This window comes from Aquimarina sp. MMG015 (genome assembly GCF_018100855.1).
In the GTDB taxonomy this organism is placed as follows: Bacteria; Bacteroidota; Bacteroidia; order Flavobacteriales; family Flavobacteriaceae; genus Aquimarina; species Aquimarina latercula.
This window is the reverse complement of sequence record NZ_JAGJEB010000002.1, coordinates 148,636-166,446: the sequence shown is the minus strand read 5'-3', so window position 1 is coordinate 166,446 and position 17,811 is coordinate 148,636. Positions and strand designations below refer to the sequence as shown.

The 17,811-nt window shown below is 30.6% G+C and carries 15 protein-coding genes; 1 reads left to right on the top strand and 14 read right to left on the bottom strand.

Annotation, left to right across the window (positions count from 1 at the left end):
* Positions 1 to 13: 13 nt before the first annotated feature.
* The 3 genes from J8L88_RS04025 to J8L88_RS04015 form a co-directional block, all read right to left on the bottom strand.
* On the bottom strand, positions 14 to 619 hold the full coding sequence (locus J8L88_RS04025) for a sugar transferase (RefSeq protein ID WP_027391614.1): 606 nt from the start codon (positions 617 to 619) through the stop codon (positions 14 to 16).
* A 255-nt stretch (positions 620 to 874) separates the two neighbouring features.
* Positions 875 to 2,182, bottom strand: a complete 1,308-nt coding sequence (locus tag J8L88_RS04020) for a phenylacetate--CoA ligase family protein (protein ID WP_027391615.1) — start codon at positions 2,180 to 2,182, stop codon at positions 875 to 877.
* Positions 2,183 to 2,383: 201 nt separating this feature from the next.
* On the bottom strand, positions 2,384 to 3,538 hold the full coding sequence (locus J8L88_RS04015) for a glycosyltransferase family 4 protein (protein WP_371813615.1): 1,155 nt from the start codon (positions 3,536 to 3,538) through the stop codon (positions 2,384 to 2,386).
* A gap of 430 nt (positions 3,539 to 3,968) precedes the next feature.
* Here J8L88_RS04015 and J8L88_RS04010 point away from each other — a divergent pair, with 430 nt between their 5' ends.
* Complete coding sequence (locus tag J8L88_RS04010; protein ID WP_211060023.1) at positions 3,969 to 5,951, top strand: right-handed parallel beta-helix repeat-containing protein; 1,983 nt, start codon at positions 3,969 to 3,971, stop codon at positions 5,949 to 5,951.
* A gap of 60 nt (positions 5,952 to 6,011) precedes the next feature.
* On the opposite strand, the gene J8L88_RS04005 is transcribed toward J8L88_RS04010, so the two are convergent.
* The 11 genes from J8L88_RS04005 to J8L88_RS03955 all read right to left on the bottom strand — a co-directional run bounded on the left by J8L88_RS04005 (position 6,012) and on the right by J8L88_RS03955 (position 17,807).
* Positions 6,012 to 6,947, bottom strand: coding sequence for a hypothetical protein (locus J8L88_RS04005; RefSeq protein ID WP_211060022.1), 936 nt, complete (start codon positions 6,945 to 6,947; stop codon positions 6,012 to 6,014).
* A gap of 10 nt (positions 6,948 to 6,957) precedes the next feature.
* Positions 6,958 to 8,373: an MBOAT family protein gene (locus J8L88_RS04000; RefSeq protein ID WP_118386077.1), complete on the bottom strand. Its 1,416-nt coding sequence runs from the start codon at positions 8,371 to 8,373 to the stop codon at positions 6,958 to 6,960.
* 17 nt (positions 8,374 to 8,390) lie between these two features.
* Complete coding sequence (locus tag J8L88_RS03995) at positions 8,391 to 9,794, bottom strand: phenylacetate--CoA ligase family protein (protein WP_211060021.1); 1,404 nt, start codon at positions 9,792 to 9,794, stop codon at positions 8,391 to 8,393.
* A 2-nt stretch (positions 9,795 to 9,796) separates the two neighbouring features.
* The gene (locus tag J8L88_RS03990) at positions 9,797 to 10,939 is read right to left on the bottom strand and encodes a glycosyltransferase family 1 protein (protein WP_211060020.1); all 1,143 of its coding nucleotides are present in this window, start codon (positions 10,937 to 10,939) and stop codon (positions 9,797 to 9,799) included.
* Positions 10,939 to 11,829 (bottom strand): glycosyltransferase family A protein, encoded by an 891-nt coding sequence (locus tag J8L88_RS03985; protein WP_118386071.1) that lies wholly within the window; start codon positions 11,827 to 11,829, stop codon positions 10,939 to 10,941. Before J8L88_RS03985 ends, J8L88_RS03990 begins: the two co-directional genes overlap by 1 nt.
* A 21-nt stretch (positions 11,830 to 11,850) precedes the next feature.
* The gene (locus J8L88_RS03980) at positions 11,851 to 12,945 is read right to left on the bottom strand and encodes an EpsG family protein (protein WP_027391623.1); all 1,095 of its coding nucleotides are present in this window, start codon (positions 12,943 to 12,945) and stop codon (positions 11,851 to 11,853) included.
* 88 nt (positions 12,946 to 13,033) lie between these two features.
* The gene (locus J8L88_RS23715; RefSeq protein ID WP_118386070.1) at positions 13,034 to 13,606 is read right to left on the bottom strand and encodes a serine O-acetyltransferase; all 573 of its coding nucleotides are present in this window, start codon (positions 13,604 to 13,606) and stop codon (positions 13,034 to 13,036) included.
* Positions 13,603 to 14,724 carry a glycosyltransferase family 4 protein gene (locus tag J8L88_RS03970; RefSeq protein ID WP_211060019.1) on the bottom strand — a complete coding sequence of 374 codons (1,122 nt, stop codon included), beginning with the start codon at positions 14,722 to 14,724 and terminating at the stop codon, positions 13,603 to 13,605. Before J8L88_RS03970 ends, J8L88_RS23715 begins: the two co-directional genes overlap by 4 nt.
* Positions 14,721 to 15,830, bottom strand: coding sequence for a glycosyltransferase family 4 protein (locus J8L88_RS03965; protein ID WP_211060018.1), 1,110 nt, complete (start codon positions 15,828 to 15,830; stop codon positions 14,721 to 14,723). Before J8L88_RS03965 ends, J8L88_RS03970 begins: the two co-directional genes overlap by 4 nt.
* 36 nt (positions 15,831 to 15,866) lie before the next feature.
* Positions 15,867 to 16,826, bottom strand: a complete 960-nt coding sequence (locus J8L88_RS03960; RefSeq protein ID WP_211060017.1) for a bifunctional 2-polyprenyl-6-hydroxyphenol methylase/3-demethylubiquinol 3-O-methyltransferase UbiG — start codon at positions 16,824 to 16,826, stop codon at positions 15,867 to 15,869.
* A gap of 15 nt (positions 16,827 to 16,841) precedes the next feature.
* On the bottom strand, positions 16,842 to 17,807 hold the full coding sequence (locus J8L88_RS03955) for a polysaccharide pyruvyl transferase family protein (RefSeq protein ID WP_211060016.1): 966 nt from the start codon (positions 17,805 to 17,807) through the stop codon (positions 16,842 to 16,844).
* Positions 17,808 to 17,811: the final 4 nt, after the last annotated feature.

Genomic DNA, 17,811 nt, shown 5'->3' with positions numbered 1-17,811 from the left:
TAGTATAATATAACTAGTTAGTTCCATCAAACCATTCTGACGTTAATTCTTTTGACAAATTAACATCTTCTTTTTTCAATACTTTTTTTAAAGTTAGACCTAATATCTTTAGATCAAACAAAAAACTACAATTCTCTACATACCAAACATCATATTCGAACTTCTTTTTCCAAGTAATGGAATTTCTACCGTTAACCTGTGCCCAACCTGTTATACCAGGTCTTACATTATGTCTTTTTTTCTGTGTTTCATTATAAACTGGTAAATACTCAATAATCAAAGGTCTAGGACCAATTAATGACATGTCACCTTTTAACACATTAATCAGCTGTGGAATTTCATCCAGTGATGTTTTCCTTACAAAAGTACCTACAGTCGTCATTCTTTCATTATCTGGCAATAAATTACCTTCATTATCCTTTAGATCATTCATTGTTTTAAACTTAATGATACTAAATATTTTTTCAGATTTACCGGGACGTTTTTGTACAAAAAATGGTTTTCCATTATTTGCTATTGCAAGAAATATTATCAACACTAAAAATATAGGCCCTATACATATCAATAGCATCAAAGAAATACTAAAATCAAAAACTCTTTTAAAAAAATACCTATACACCTTTTTCTAGTTAAAAATGACTACAATAAAAATCATGGAAAAAATTCCATGTCATACTGTTATACTTAAAAAACGGGGGAAATAAAATAGATAAACGATAAATGGCTGTCAGGGGGAATGCAGTGATCATCATATCTATAATTCTATCGTTAGAATCGCTGGCAAATATACAATGTATATTTTACTTTTTTAACTTAAATTAACTACTTTTTGATAAAAAACAATTCGTGCTTATGTTTAAATTTTGCAGGCTCTTTAAGCACTGAATTCATTAACAATAGCTCTTTGTTTACCCGAATTTAATAAAGGGATTTCTGAAACATATTCTAATTTTATCAATGCATCTTCTCCTAGATATTCTTTAAACTCCTTTATAAACTCATTTTCTTTTTCAAAAACATTATTTTCAGTTTTTAATTTTATAAGATATTGATCTGCTGTCTTCTGGATAATTTGTCTTTGCTTAACTTCTTTGTACTTATTAATAACCAAAAGAATACTTGTGGATAATATCTCTCCAGATGTACTACGTATCATATCCATCTTTCTCCCTTCTACTTTAGTCAAGACCGATCTTGTAACCTTCTGATCTTCTATATAATTCATAATACCAATATCTCCGGTATCATATCGAATCATAGGGGTATCATAATTAAATAAGTCTGTAATTACAATTCTTCCTAATGTACCAGGCGTTACTCTAGTATCATTATTGAAATCTAAAATTTCTACATAATAACTTGCCCAGTTAATGATAAAATATTCTTTCTGGGAAGGTTGTTGCGCAATCATTCCATTTTCTGCATTAGAATATCTAGATACCATATCAACATCAAAATATTTTTTCATTGACTTTTTAGTTAATGGATCTAAACGTTCAGACATTCCTATTACAGATCTTAATTTACAATGAATCGGAGTAGAATTTATAGTATCTAAATACTTACATATTTTATCAAATGATGACGCATACCCTAACATTCCTTTATTTGATTTATCGTTCTTTAAAACATTAACCAAATCCTTAATAGAGTCCGATGATAAATCAAATACATCAATTGGAGTAATATTTTGAAAAAAAGATGCTAGTTTATTTTTCTTTTTAAACATATTCCAAAAACGCAAATAGAACAGTTTATATCCAATATTAAACCCACACAACTCAGAAAAATAAATGATATCAGCGGTATTTCTAGCTTTTTTATTAATATCCTGATATACCGTAAAAGAGGCTCCAGTAGACCCACTAGTAGACACCCCTATTTTCTTACTATTCTTATGTTTTTGGGATTGAATTTTCTGATAAGAAGATCTTACAATTTCTTTATTAACCACAGGAAAATTCTCAAGGTTTTCTGGAATGATATCCTTATAAAACACAGTAGATGTAACAGCATGATTTAATACATCTTGCAAAAACTTTGATTGTTTATCAATTATGGGCTTTTTTGAAGGATTCTCTATACTATCTTTGATATCAAGATAATGTCTTCTAATTTTTCCACCAGAAACAAAATCAACTATCCAAAAAGAAATATTCCTAATCTTTTCGTTAACTCTCATATTCTATACGTACTCTTTATGAATAAAGCCCCGAAATAATCAAAGTCACATATTGATATTGTGTGTACAAAAAATGAAATTAAGATAAAACATATTGTGGGTAATACTATATTTTATCAATCTAAATTATGACGATGTTATTTACTTTTCTTGTTTTGGGTAAAATAAGAAATTGTTTCTAAAAACTAAAGAAAAAACAAACTACAATTGTCGATATTCTTCTAAAATTGCGTTCCAAACATGTTTTCGTTCATATCGTTGGCATATCATGTCCCTTGCTTTCAAGGACAACTCATCAGCATATTTTTTGTCAGATGCAAACTTCTTCATGGAGCCATAAAGCGCTTCAGAACTTTTAACTGGTATAATAGTACCATTTACACCTTCTGAAACAATTTCGTTACAACCGTTGATATTGGTAACAACACTCGGTAACCCCATAGATCCCGCTTGCATGACAACATTAGGAAAACCCTCTCTATAACTGGGAAATGCTAAAGCATCAGATATCGAAAAAAACGGTCTAACATCATTTTGCCAACCAACAGAAATAATATTAGGATTATTATCTATCTCATTTTCTGTTTCTGGTAATAGTGGATCAAGATCTCTCTCATACGTTCCTACAAGCAATAATTTTGTTTGCTTATTTTCGGTATTTAACTTCATAAAAGAAGTAATCAACTCATTAATCCCTTTATCTTTTACAAATCTTCCAACAAATACAAAAACAAAATCCTTCTCATCAATACCAAGCTCTTTACGTAATTTTGCGTTATCTTGATCTGTATATTTCGAAGGATCAAAATGAGATGTATCTATACCATTAGAGCTTCCCTCTCCAATTACCTTTAATTTTTTTGCTCCGGTATATTTATTTTCTAAAATGATATCATTAAGACCAAAAGAATTAGGATATATCATTGTTGCACAGGCGTAGGTCATTTTTTCTACCGTATCTAATAACAATCTTTTAGAACCTGTTGCTTCTAACAATGGTAATCCAGCAATAGTATGTAATCTATGTTTAACTCCAGCCAATCTTGCTGCCAACATAGATAGCGTACCAGCTTTAGGAGTATGACTATGAACAATATCAGGCTTTTCTTTTCTAAAAACTTTGTACAATTTATAAACCGCTTTTAGATCCTGAATAGGAGTGATTTTACGAGTCATTTCAATAGGAATTACCTCTATTCCTTCTTGTTTCGCTACTCTATCTAAAATATTTTCATCCTTGCTAGAAACACCTATCACTTCATAATATTGTGACATAAACTTTAGTTGTCCCTGAAGTAATCCTCCTAGAGACCTAGGAACAGTGGTTACACGAATAATTTTACCCTTATTTTTCACTTGTATATTAAAAATGTATGTTTTCGGTGCAAATATATAGATATAACAGGCTATTAAAGTTTTTATTTATATTCTTTTTTAACATACATATTATATATATATTGGAAAACAATTTAGATTCAAAGATTTAATTCACAACAAAAAAGAAAGAAAAAACTTACAATCACACTCCTTTTATTGGGGAATAAACCCATTAAATTTATGACTCACACACCCTCCATCAGTAACTACATAACTTTTTCTAATTTCAAATCAGATTTTGATATTGATATCGAAATAAATTACGGTAAACCCACAACACTTTAATTGTTTAATTATCAATTATTTAAGATTTGTAAATTTTAACATTTTTTTTCGACATAATGCACAATAGTATCGATGAAACTCCGTTAAAAATGAAATTAAAAACCAGAAACACCCCCCAACCAAAATGAAAAAGTTACCCTATTTTCTATTAATTGTATTCACTATAAGCTTCTTTGCTTGTAGTACGGAAAACATCGAAGATGTAATTTCTGAAGACGAAGAAGTTATTGAGGACGAAGACGATGATCAAGAAGAAGAGGAAGATGACGAGATTATCTCGGACACTCTTTGTGATTTTGATCTATCTGGCCTAGCTGCCAACTCTACAGTAACAATTGACTGCTTGTTAGATTTAGAAGGACAAACTATTAATTTACCGCCTAATGTAACGTTTGACTTTGATGGTGGTGATATTTTTAATGGTACTCTAATTTTCTCTGGAGGAACTATTGATGGTAGACTTTTAAATTCTAAATTAGGAACTGAAGGTAATGTAAACCTTAAAGATCCAGTATTTAAGTTTACAGCAACTAGATGGGGAAATATTGTGCAAGGACAGACTACATCTGACATTGCATTAAAAAACACTGCCGAGTTCGAAAATTTAATGATCCGTATCAAGGAAATGGGTGGAACAACTTTTGAAACCAACGTTTTTGATGCATTTTTTGAAACTACTAAAGTAACTAGTACTACAGCAGATCAGAATTTTTATGCTTCTGTAGAAGCTATTAATGTACCATCTGACTTTCATTTAAAAATGTCTAACAATACAAATTTACGTCAGTTCCCTGCTGCGGGAGGTATAGAAAATGGAACTGTAATAGCTGTCAGAGATTCTGACAACGTTACAATCTCTGGAGGAAATATCATTGGTGATAGAAATGATCGTATTTATTCTCCTCAAGATGTAGGATTAGAAGGAACCCACCTTCTTCATGTTCATTCAGGAAGAAATGTAACCATAGATGGTGTTAATTTTGTAGAAGGTTCGAAAGGTGCTCTTGCAATTTATTCTTTAGGTTTTAGATTTAACCCTGATTATGTTCCAACATATGGTATCAAGGTTATCAATTGTTCTTTTACAAATATCAGAAGAATGGGTATTGCTCTTACTGATGGTAGTGATATTCTTATTGAAGGAAACACCTTTACCAATGTAGGTCAGCCAATGTCTGGATCTGATGGTGGCGAAGTTGGGTACGCTATTAATATAGAAGCTTTTAGAACTAGAGATGATAATGGTGTTCTTATGGAAAATGAAAGAGCTTTTGATATTCTTATTACAAGAAATACAGAAATCAATAGTAGAGTTGGTTTTACTGCTGCAACTATTGGCCAAGATATCACAATTGATGATAATGATATAGAAACTAGATGTATTATCTCATTAGCCTCTGGTACTAAAATTACAAATAACAGATTTAATGCCTCTGCTGCTGCTGCAGAAAGGTTTGCAATTTTTGCCGCTGGTAGTCATAGTGAAACAGTTTTTGATAACGAAATAGCTAATAATAGCATTGTAGGGTATGCGATAGGAATTGCAACAGATACCAATGACATTAATGTTCATGACAACACAATAACCAATGGTGAAATTGGAATTCAATTAAAAGATACTTCGGATTCTATGTTTAACAATAATATTATCAATGTTAATGGAACTGGAATTAGTGCTACAAATACTTTTGTAAATAACACTAGTATTAATGAAAATGAAGTTACAGCTGGTGGATTTCACTTGTTCCTTACAGGATTTAATAATACTACGGAATCTAATGGATATACAATTTCTTTTGAAGGAAATAAATTCTTGAATTCTAAAAAGATTACTATCAATAATGCCAATGGTATTACATTTAAGAATAATGAAGTAACAGGTGGTATTGAATTAGGAACTTCTGCCAATATTGATATCTCTTCAAATACTAAAATAGATCCTAACGATAGTGATGGAATAAGATTATATGGATCACATTCTGACGTTTCTATTACTAATAATAATATTTTAGAACCTTCAGGAGCTGAAAGATTCGACTGTATTAATAACAACTCGGATACTCCTAACGCGATAGTTTTAAGTGGTAATACATGTGCTACTAGATAAGAATTAACCTTTTGTATATAAATAAGTAAAAAGGGATGTCATATTTGACATCCCTTTTTTTTAATTATCCATGCTATTTTGTTGATTTATACGTTCAGAAACAAGTTTTGTAAAGTACCTTGCTCCTTTATCATTGAGGTGTGATGGATCATGAAACAAATCTAATTGATTATTAAAATTTTTATCCTCAGAGAAGTCTAATACACGTATCTCCTCTTTATCAGCAATTTTATTAATTAATGCTAAAGACTTATTATTAGAACGTATCTTTCTTAATGCTGGAGAAATTACAAAAACTAAATCGACCTTATTAGATTTTGAATTATCGATAAACTCTTTTAAAGCAAAAACAAAGTTCTCATCAATTTCTTTACTCTGATCATCAATGTTATTTAAATCGTTTTTAATCTGATTATTACGCGTTATACCATGAAGAGGTCTATACCCTTTATAATCTAATTGAGGAGATACATAGTATCGAAGTATATGAATGATTGTAGAGTTTAATAAATATGATTTAAAAAACATCTCTACATCAATAAATTTAGAATTTAATCTAAATATTGGTCTTAGTTCGTCCTTAAACTCGCTGTAATAAGGATGTAAGTCATTAAGTCGATCATAAGCAATATCAGAAGAATACAAAAAATCTTCATCTATATTAAGAATAAATAAATCAGGAGTACTACGTTTTAGAAGCATTTCTTGCATTGCTAAATGATATAACAATTGTTGTCCTTCTGCACCAGCGTTATAAGCTGTAGTATGTAATTGTTTCTCCAAAACTTCAGGCACATAATGCCTATGCGCATGCGAACTTCCAAAAATCAATACTTCTGCTTCTGTTTCATAGATTGTGTGATTAGCTCTGGCATATTTACCAGTTTCTTGCAAAAAGAATATTTGATTACTAACAATTCCTAGAAGCACATCTACAATCAAAATAATTATGACAAACTTTATGATTTTTAAAAATATAGAACTGTATTCTTTCATAAATGAATGCTTAAAATTGAAAATAAATAAATTGACTATGTCCGAAAACACCTAAATAAAGAATTAAATATATTAAGGTTGCATATATAAACATCCTACCAAATTCACTTTTTGTAATAACCGCTACGAATGTATTATTGTTCCAATATTCTCTTTTAAGTTCAATTATAACTAATAAAAAGATAGCTAATACAGCATATATAGAGGCTGCTATATCATCACCACTACCAATATATAACTTACCTGGTTTAGTAAAAATTTTATTAATAATATAAAAAGCATCACCAACACTATTAGCTCTAAAAAAAATCCAAGCAAAACTTATAAAACAAAAAGTACTTATTACATTAAAAACTCCTTTTCTCCTTTTACCATTGCAAAGTATTTCTATGATCAAGTAAATTCCATTAATTGCTCCCCAAATAACAAATGTCCACTTAGCTCCATGCCATAGACCACTTATTAAAAATGTAATGAACAAATTAAAAAACCAACGGTATCTACCAACACGATTCCCCCCTAAGGGTATATATAAATAATCACGAAACCAAGTAGATAAAGAAATGTGCCACCTATTCCAAAATTCGTGTATAGATGTAGAAAAATAAGGTCTTTTAAAATTTGTCATTAAATCAAATCCAAAAAGTTTTGCAGTTCCTATTGCTATTAAAGAATACCCTGCAAAATCTCCATAAATTTGAAACGCAAATAAAATAGTTGCAAAAACTAAACTTAAACCATCATGATACTCTACATTATTATAAACAGAGTTTACATAAATAGCGGTTCTATCGGCAACTACTAGTTTTAAGAAAAAACCCCATATAATTAGTTTTATTCCATAAGAAATTGACTCTCTTGTATATTTTCTTTTCTCTAAAAACTGCGGTAACAAATGTGTAGCTCTTTCGATTGGTCCAGCCACTAACTGTGGAAAAAACGAAACAAAAGCCGCAAAGGATATAAAGTCTCTTGTAGGTCCTAGTTTATCTCTATAAATATCAATGGTGTAGGACATTGTTTGAAAAGTATAAAAAGAAATACCAACCGGAAGAATAATGCTTAAGGTTGTAACGTCTTGTATATCATACCCTATAGAACTACATAAGTCAATCCAAGAATCAATAAAAAAGTGACAATATTTAAAAAATGATAATACACCTAAATTAAAAATAACACTTACTAAAAGCCACCTTTTTCTTAATTTTTGAGTATCACAGAGACTAATTCTGATACCAACCAAATAATCTACTAAAGTACTTAAAGCAATTAATGCTAAAAATCTATAATCCCACCAACCATAAAAAATATAACTTGAAACAAGTAATATTATATTTTGAAATTGAAGTTTGCCTTTTTGGAAGAGCCAATAAGCAACAAAAACAATTGGAAGAAATATCAAAAAATCAAAAGAATTAAAATACATGATTTAAACAAGTTCTTTTAAATCTCTATTGTAAAATTTCTTTTTACCGCATCAAATTTTCCATTTGGTCCTAGTGGAATATCATTTACAACATGTATTTGATAGTTTATAGTTTCACCTAACCTATCCTTCATATTGTATATAAGTTTTTGCTTCATTTGTTCATCAAATTTTTCATCAGCAATCAAATTAACTATAATCTCATTAGGACTTTCCTGTACAATTTGACTTTTCACTATTCCTTCTAAGCCTTTATACGCTGTATCCATTCTACCAACATATCCTTTTTCTTTTGTCCACAATATATCATCTTCTCTACCAGTCAATTTTTCTATCATAGGCATTAGACATCCACAGTTACACGTCTTACCTTCATCAGAAAGTAGCACTGTATCTTCTATATTATATCGAATCAAAGGTGTTTTAAGATTTGTAAAACTCGTAACTACTAATTGAGCAACTTCTCCAGCCTTCGCTTTTTCTCCTTTATTATTTATAAACTCAAAAATTCCCGAATCTGTATTTAAATGCAAATTACCTTGCGTACATTCTGTAATAAAAGGACTACCTTCGCTAGAAGCGTATTGATTATATACGTGGCAATTAAATGCCTTCTCGATCTCCAGTCGTTGATAATCATACAATGTTTCTGCCGTAACTGCAATAGCTTTTGGAGTGAAGTTTAATGTCAAATTATTCTTATTAATGAACCTACTAATAATATAAATAGCAGATGGATATCCATCTAACAAAATAGGTTTAAAACGATTTAGTTTTTTTACATAATGACCTAAATTATCATCTGTTAAATGATATGTAGACATTAGTAGTTGATTCTCGAAATAATTATATACCCAAAATGGCGGTTTTTTAGAATCTGGTTTTACAATTAACCTTCCAGAAAACCTAACTTGTTTCACTCTCTTTGTTTCTAGACCAATCGCTTTATGAAATCTTCTCCATAAGGCAAATGATCTATTGATTGATTCCTTATCTAAATAATTAATGGTAGGAGCGCCTGATGTTCCGCTGGTATAACCAACACCATCAGTATTTCGGCTTTTATTAACCAAAACATCTGGATTCTTTTTACGTTCTGCTTTGGTAAGAATCGGCATTTGCTTAAGAGCATTGTAAGGATTCTCCTCTATATCCTTAAGTGTTATTCCTAATTCCTTCATTTTTTCGCTATACCAATCAGAGTACTTAAAAGCTTCGGATAATAAGAGAACTAATCTATTCTTTTGATATGCATCTATTGTTTTACTATCCGCTTTCCACAAATCAACATACTCTTTTAAGAACGCATCAAACTCTTTTGTATATCGCTGTTTAGAATTTTGAAAAGCCTTAATATTGAGTAATATAAACTTAAATGGATAAGGCAAATTATTATAAATTTTCTCTTGCAACTTTCCCATAACTACCGTCTTACTTGTTCTTTATAAAATTCATGAATTTTTTTAGTATTCGAAACGATGTCATAATCTCCTTCTACTATTTTTTCTATATTGTCATTCTTTTTGGAAGCATCCGTCTCGATTATTTTTCCGGCCCAATATTCCGCAGGTTTATCAATAGACAAAAATTCTATATCATCGGTAAGGCTAACTTCTGTAGTAATACTATCCGAAGCAAAAACTTTGATTCCTGCAGCTTGTGCCTCAATCAATGTAACCGGCAATCCTTCATAAAAAGACGGAAAAACGAACACATCAAACATTTGAAATAATTCCGGAACATCTGCTCGCACTCCTAAAAAATGTACATTATTCTTAATCCCTAAATTCTCTGCTTCTTTTTCCATTACTTTTCTTAGAGGACCATCCCCTATCATAACCAAATCACAATCTGCTTTTTCATTCAATAGGGCTGAGAAAATCTTTAACAAAAAAGCATGGTTTTTTTGACTTGCAAAACGCCCTACATGACCAATTACCAAACGATTCTTTAAATTAAAATCTTCCTTATATTTATTCGCTACAGTAGAATTATGGGCAAACTTTTCTGTATCAATAGCATTATTCATGGTAATAAATGAAGTACTATCCCCAAATAACCATCTCCCAGCTTTGTCGCCACAGGAAAATAGATGAGTAGCATCTTTCTTTACCTTCTTTTTTAGCTGAAGTTTGATTAATTTCTTAAAAGTTTCTTTTTTACTTTCCTTATTGGAAAATAATGACATAAAACTAACATCATCAATTGCAATATGTGCATGGGCAATTCTGCAAGGGATATCGAATTCTTTAGCTATTTTAAGAGGAAAACAACTAAAAGTATTTAAGTGAGAATGGACAATATCATACTCTTTATGTTCTTTAAAAAACAATCTAAGCTTTTGGTAATAGTCTCCTGGGAAAAGTGGATTTATAGGATCAAATCTATAAATTTTACCTCCTAGACCCTCAATTTCTTCATCAAAAGCAGCTTTTTCTTTTCTATGTACTAAAAAATCAAACTGTATTTTATCCTTATCAATCTTTCTATAGTAATTCATGATCATGGATTCTGCTCCTCCTCTATTCATGATCGTAAAAACTTGCAAAACACGTATTGCCCCCATTAGAATTCTCCTTTTGTTTTATATCGTATATATAGGTTTAATAGTATTCCAAATGGTATTGCTAAAACGGTAGTCAATTTTTTTGGAGATTCACTAATAAAAGATCCATTTTTTGTAAAAATTGCACTCGATACATAATGAATTGCATTCTTAAATTGATCTTTAAAGTTTTCTGCTAGTTTCATTCTACTCTTTCTAGAAAAAGCAAAACCTTTAGGATGTCTTCTATATTGTTTTAAGATATTCATACTAGATCCATCTTGCATATATTCTACCTCGCATAATACCTCATTAATAGGTAGTAATTTATAATCTTGATCTATTAATTGATATAAGTACCCTAGAGGAACAAAACGTTCTCCTTCGAAAATAGGATACGGCGGATATTTCTTTACAACCTCGGTTCGATACACTAACTTCTTATCTCCAAGCACTTTGTGTACATTATATAAATCATATAGTGTAGTTTCTTTTATATGCTCAGGAATTTTAGTCCCAATTAATTTTCCTGTGTGATCAGCATCTAATCCTACCAATCCAGCAAATTCTGGTTTATCTTTTATCTTTTCCCAAGCAACAAGAATCTTTTCTATAGCTTCCTCACCTATACAATCATCACTATCAACACATACATTTAATGTAGTTTCAGTTAATCTATATGCCGCATTATGACCACCATGCATTCCTTGATTCTCTTGATAATGATATTGTATATCAATTTTTCTTTCCTTGATCCAAGAAGCTACCAAAGTTTCTGTATCGTCAGTTGAACCATCATCAATAATTAACCAAACAAAATCCTGGTTAGATTGCTTGATTAAACTCTCATAGCACTTATGTAAACAGTAAGCTCTGTTATAGGTTGGTGTAAAAACAGTTATAGTTTTCATTAGTTGATTTGTTGTTAGTGATTATCCCCAATATAAATAGTACATCATATATGTAAATGAAAAATAAGCCAGCATTACTTTCCCTATCATAAAATGCTGATCTTTAAAAAATTGTTTCTTCAAAAATGGATATATGATTATTATTGCCATCATAAACCAAGATAGATAAGCAAATCTATTAGAATAGTTTGCTTTTATAACTAAAATCCAAAAGCCATTACAAATCAAATATGTATTAAGCAACTGGAAGTAAAACTTATCTTGAAAATTCTTTTTATATATAAAGTACCATCCTGCAAATACTGCAAAAGCACTATGAAATAAGAAATCCCATCTAAATCCAGTACTAGCAAATGCATTTGCATCCACTTCTGATGTTAAATATCCAGTAAGTCGATCATCTCCAAAACCTAAACTAGCGAAGAGCGTAACCCATAAACTTCCCATTACTAATGACAATGGAATACAAGCTAACCATCCTTTAAAAAACACTTTAGGGTTGTTATAAAAATTAGTTATTATATAAGCGAAAATTGGCAAGAACAATGTTTTATGAAAAAAGGTAGCAGCGAGAAAGAATAACCCCATAACAACCTTATTTCGGTGGTAGCATAATCCCCATAAAAAAAGTGATGTAGCGGCTCCGTTACGCATACCATTTACTCCATATGTCCAAAATGAAAACGAAACAATAAACATCACAAAAGAATAGTACCAATACTGACCAAATAATGTTTTTGATATTTTATATAATGGAAAAATGTATATAAATGCACAAATCGTAAAAAAAGTATGGGCCGATACAATCTGTGCCAATGTTTTCATAAACACATGCCAACCGTAATCATTTACCTCAGGAATATCCCCTCCTAATCTGTATCTATCAAATGTGACTATATAATTGACGGTATCCCCAAAAATCCCACTAATTGGTCGTTGACCAATATATAAAATCAAAAAGATCAATAGAAAATAACCCGAAAAGTTTACAAACACGATATTTTTGTGCTCATTAATTTGTAAGAGTCGGGTATGTAGTAATGTAAAAACAACCAAAAAGAAGCATAAATTAATATACAACGGGTAGTAAAACTCTAAAGGCACAAAAGTGTTCATTCTACTAATTAATTTTAACCGTTATGTTATTACTATTTTGCTTCACTTCTTAAGGTCTTCTCTTTTGTTTTTTTATAAAAATATAAAATTATACTTTTTTACCATCTTGCTTTATGATTCTTGCTGGATTTCCAACTACAACGCAATTGTCCGGAATATCCTTAACAACCACAGAACCGGCACCTATAGAACAATTATTACCAATCTTAATATCTCCGATAATGATAGCTCCTGTATAAATAGATACATTATTACCAATTGTAGGTCTTTTTCCATTTACTTCTCCTACAGTTACCAAATGATTTACATATAGATTTTCTCCAATTGAATCTGCATTTAAGATTGTACTATAAGGGTGTCCAGTTAACACACCGCCTCCTAATTTTGTACTAATATCAATTCTAAAATACTTTTCTTTCTTACAGTAAATGTTGAGTAAAATCGATACAATACCTCTATTTCTGAAATAGAATAATGTTCTAAAATCTGGAGAGTTTGCTAAAAAATTTAAAAGTAATGATATCTTACTTCCTTTTGTTCCTTTAGCAGTTGCCCACCTATCTATATCCATATCGATAACACCTCTATTTTTACTCGTCTTGTAAACGAATACATGAGGCAACAAAAAAATTTTATATATATTTAAAATTAATGATCTCATTTCTTTGGTGTTAAATCATTAAACATTTTTTGCCAAAGAGCCATGACAGCATCTAACTGGTAGTTCTTTGCATTTTCTCTAGCATTCTTACCCATTTCCTGTATACGATCTCGATCACTCATTAATGTATTCAGTTGATCTACAAATGCATTATTATCATATGGAGGAATCAGGATACCTGTATTTTTATCAATAATATTTCTTGGTCCATATGGACAATCAAAAGATACAATTGGTAATCCACAAGCTTGCGCTTCTAATAAAACTAGAGGAAAACATTCGTTGTGTGATGTCATCACAAAAACCGATGATTGCATCATCTCTTCCTTAATCTTATCTGTTGATCCCATTAATTTAATAGAATCCTGTATACCAGCAGCATAAATCTTATCCTGAAGTTTCTTTACATAATTAGCTTCTCCACTACCAAAAATATGAAGCTGACAATCTTTTCGGATTTTCGAAAACTCTTGCCAGATATCTATCAAAATATCATACCCTTTTACAGCAGCTATTCTTCCCGCTGTAATAATTCTATTATTAGAAAGGTCTGATACATTATCTGGATAAAAAGTTAACGGATTAGAGATAACGATAGTATTGTCACTCTTATAGTAATTGGATTCGTCTTTATTTAGAATAACCAACCTATCGTATTTTGACTCTACATAATCGGCAAACTTGAAAAAGTATTTTTTAAAGAGACTCGGATTTTTACGCTTTTCCTTCTCAATAAATCTGGAATAATGAAACTCTTTTACTTTTGGAATACGCTTAACTATAAATGGCACAAAATACGTATCTACACTATGACTACAAACAACTACGATGTCAGGGTTTATATCTTTTAATGCAGCTTTTGTTTTAGAAATATGTCTAGGTAGTTTCTTAAGGTTTTTTGGATGAAAATAAGATTTCCTTCGATTATAATTAATCCCTAGATCTTTAAAAATCACCCTTTGATCAAAAGTATAACAAGATTTTTCTTCTTTTTGTTCTGTTGTAATAATATGAACCTCGTTACCTTCTTTTTCTGCTAAATAATTAGCTTTTATAGAAAGTACTCTTTCTATTCCTCCGTGTAGATATACTTGATCAATAATAAAGACTATTTTCATTTTGATCTTGGGTTCATTAAATTAGAGAATAACTGATTCCATTCTTCTGCAATAGTCTCAGGTAAATATTTCTTCACTGCTTCTTTTGCCTTAAGCCCCATAGATTTCCTTTTCTCTTCATTCTCTATTAAGGTAATTATCCCTTTTGCAAAAGCATCAACATCTCCATTTTCTATTAAAAGTCCATTCTCTGTATCTGTTATAATATCCGAGGGCCCATATGGACAATCAAATGAAATACAAGGAACACCATACGCCATAGCTTCTGTAAGTACCATACCAAAACCTTCAAATCGAGAAGACATTGTATAGATGGAAGCTTGTTCATATTTTTCTGCTATGTTTTTTACAGGAGGATAAAAATTAATTGTCTTTGTTATATCTAAGTTCTCCGCTAATACTGCTAAACCTTCTGATTCACTAATAGTGCCATATATATCTAGTGTCCAATCAGGGTATTTTGATACAACTTGTTTCCAACTCTTTAACAATCGATCATATCCCTTTTGAAAACTATGCTTACCCACCGCAAGTACTTTTTTATTTTCTAGCGTACTTTTTGATTCAGGATAAAATGATAAAGGGTTAGGTATTACTTTTAGATTTTTAAAAGACCATTCATTAAGGTTCCCTTTTGTCAATACTATAAAATGATTGTAGTAGGATCCTCCAAAATTCATCAAACCAAACTTAGTAGCGGTTGTGATTCTTTTGATAATAGATCTTTTTCCTTTTTTAATCTCTACACTTCTAGAAACATGTCTTTCATAAATCATAGGACAAGGTTTTCCTAGTATTAAAGGAACGAAAAAACCTTTTAGGCCATCATCACATACAGCAATTATATCTGGGTTTAAACTTTTAATAACACTACGCAAACCAGCAGCATATCTGTACATTCTAGATATAGGATTACCTTTCGCTTGCACATTATGATATGAGATTTTTGGGCTGAAATGGTAGAACAAGTCCTTGGTTTCTTGATTTAATGTAACTATATGTATATCGTAATTATAATCTTCGGCAAGTTTACTAGCTTTAATAGAAAGTACTCTTTCTAGTCCACCAGGACCATCTATACGATTAACAATATATACAAGTTTCATCAAGTTTTACTTTAGAAAATGTCTGATCTTTTTTTATTACTTTTTTATTACAATATCCAAATAAGGATAACAGAATCCACTGGTTAAATTTTTATTCAGTGATTTTAAAAACTTAATATATCGTAACCCCTTAAAACCTACTTTTAAAAAAGCAGACTTTTCAAATTTCATTAAACTACTAACCACGTTTATTTCTTTTAAAGGCGCAATCGCTACTTCGAACTCATGATAACTTGCTCCTCTTCCCCATCTTTTAAATTTCATCATACTTTCATCATCCAATTCTCTATAAGAATCTTTGAAATTTTTTCTACTAGAAAACTTAGAATAATAATATCCTAAATCATCCGGTAGCCAATCGTAAAAAGGCAATGCGGCAGTATGCGAATCATAATACCACAATCTATTAGGCGTTTCAATAACTGCTAGATATCCTCCTTTTGATAACATACCCCAAGCTTGTTTTAAAGATTCTAATCGTTCACTAACAGTCATATGCTCCAATACGGCATAATAGATAATAAAATCAAATTTTTGATCCTTAAAATTCTTTTCTATTTCCTCTCCATTCACATGATACAATTCTGCTTCATATCCTGCAATCTTCATTCTATCTTTAGCAACTTCCAAAGCTCCAGCATCAACATCGACGCCAACTACTTTGGCTCCCTGCTCGCTTAAAGCTAAAGTGGAAATCCCAGTCCCACATCCAATTTCTAAAATACTTGCCCCATTTAAATCCTTAACACTATGTAACCAAGGAGCTATTCTATTTCTATTATAATATAATCGTTCAAAAAGCTGTCCACTTATTGCTTGGTTATATTCTTCAGTGGATAATCTACTTTTAGTGTTTCCTCTGTCTAAATAATTTTCCTTAAGCGATTTTGTTAGTTCTTCTAATTGCTCTTTGCTAAATGCAGTATGTTTTTGTTGCATTTTTTTCGGAGCTGTAAAGAATCTATCTTTTAACAGTTTTTTGAATACCCTTTTCATCGTTTGTGCGGTTGATTAGATTTTATTAGTAACTTTTTCTTTTAATGCATTGGCAAGTTCGTGGTGTTTTTCGAGGTTTTTTACGGTTGTATTGTTGGTTATTTTTCCTTCTAATCCAAAATTAGAAGTATATGCTCCGGTTTTACTGTCAATATCAATTCTATTAAATAATTCTAGAATACCATCAAATCGACAAGAGTCTACAAAACTATCAAAGCCATTAACAAAAATTACGGGTGTTCCCATTGCTAAACAAGGCAACGCACAATGAATTCTAGAGGTAATAACAAGTTTTGCTCTTGCATATTTATTCAGTAAATCTACGGCCATATCAAACTTCTCTTCATCTGTATAAGTATTAGAAGGTGGTTCTTGGTTAATAAATGTTGCTGTATCTAATACTTCTTTACTGATAAATTTCTTAATATGTTTATTCTTCTTTCCTAATTTAAAAGCTGATCCATTAAGAATGTTTTTTATCGTAATCTTCGTGTTATAAAATACTTTTTCGGCTCTTGGATAACTGTATAAAGGATCTACGATATAAATATCATCTCCTCTTTCTGAATCATCAACTTTATAAGAATCCAATGTTAAAGTAAGGCATCCTGTAAAATGTGCATCAATCCCTTTTGCTTTTAATGTATCTGCAGTAAATTGATCTCTACATCCTATCGGTTCGTGCTTCTTTAAATAAGCAATACCTTTTTCACTTAGCATTGCAGGAGCAGCGGTATTGTTCATATGAAAAGATACAAATACCGGATCTATATCTTCTGAAGGAACCCAATTATGAATATTGTGTGTAAACCATCCATTCATAATTAACTTGATAGGATCTCCCTTGTATTCTCCTAATCGTTCTCTATTTAATAGCGTATCAACTTTTGGTAAAAATTGTTTAGCTGCTAAACTTTGAATATTATCTCCAACATTAAAGAAATTCTTATTCTCATCGTATGTAAGTAGTCCGTATTTCATGAAT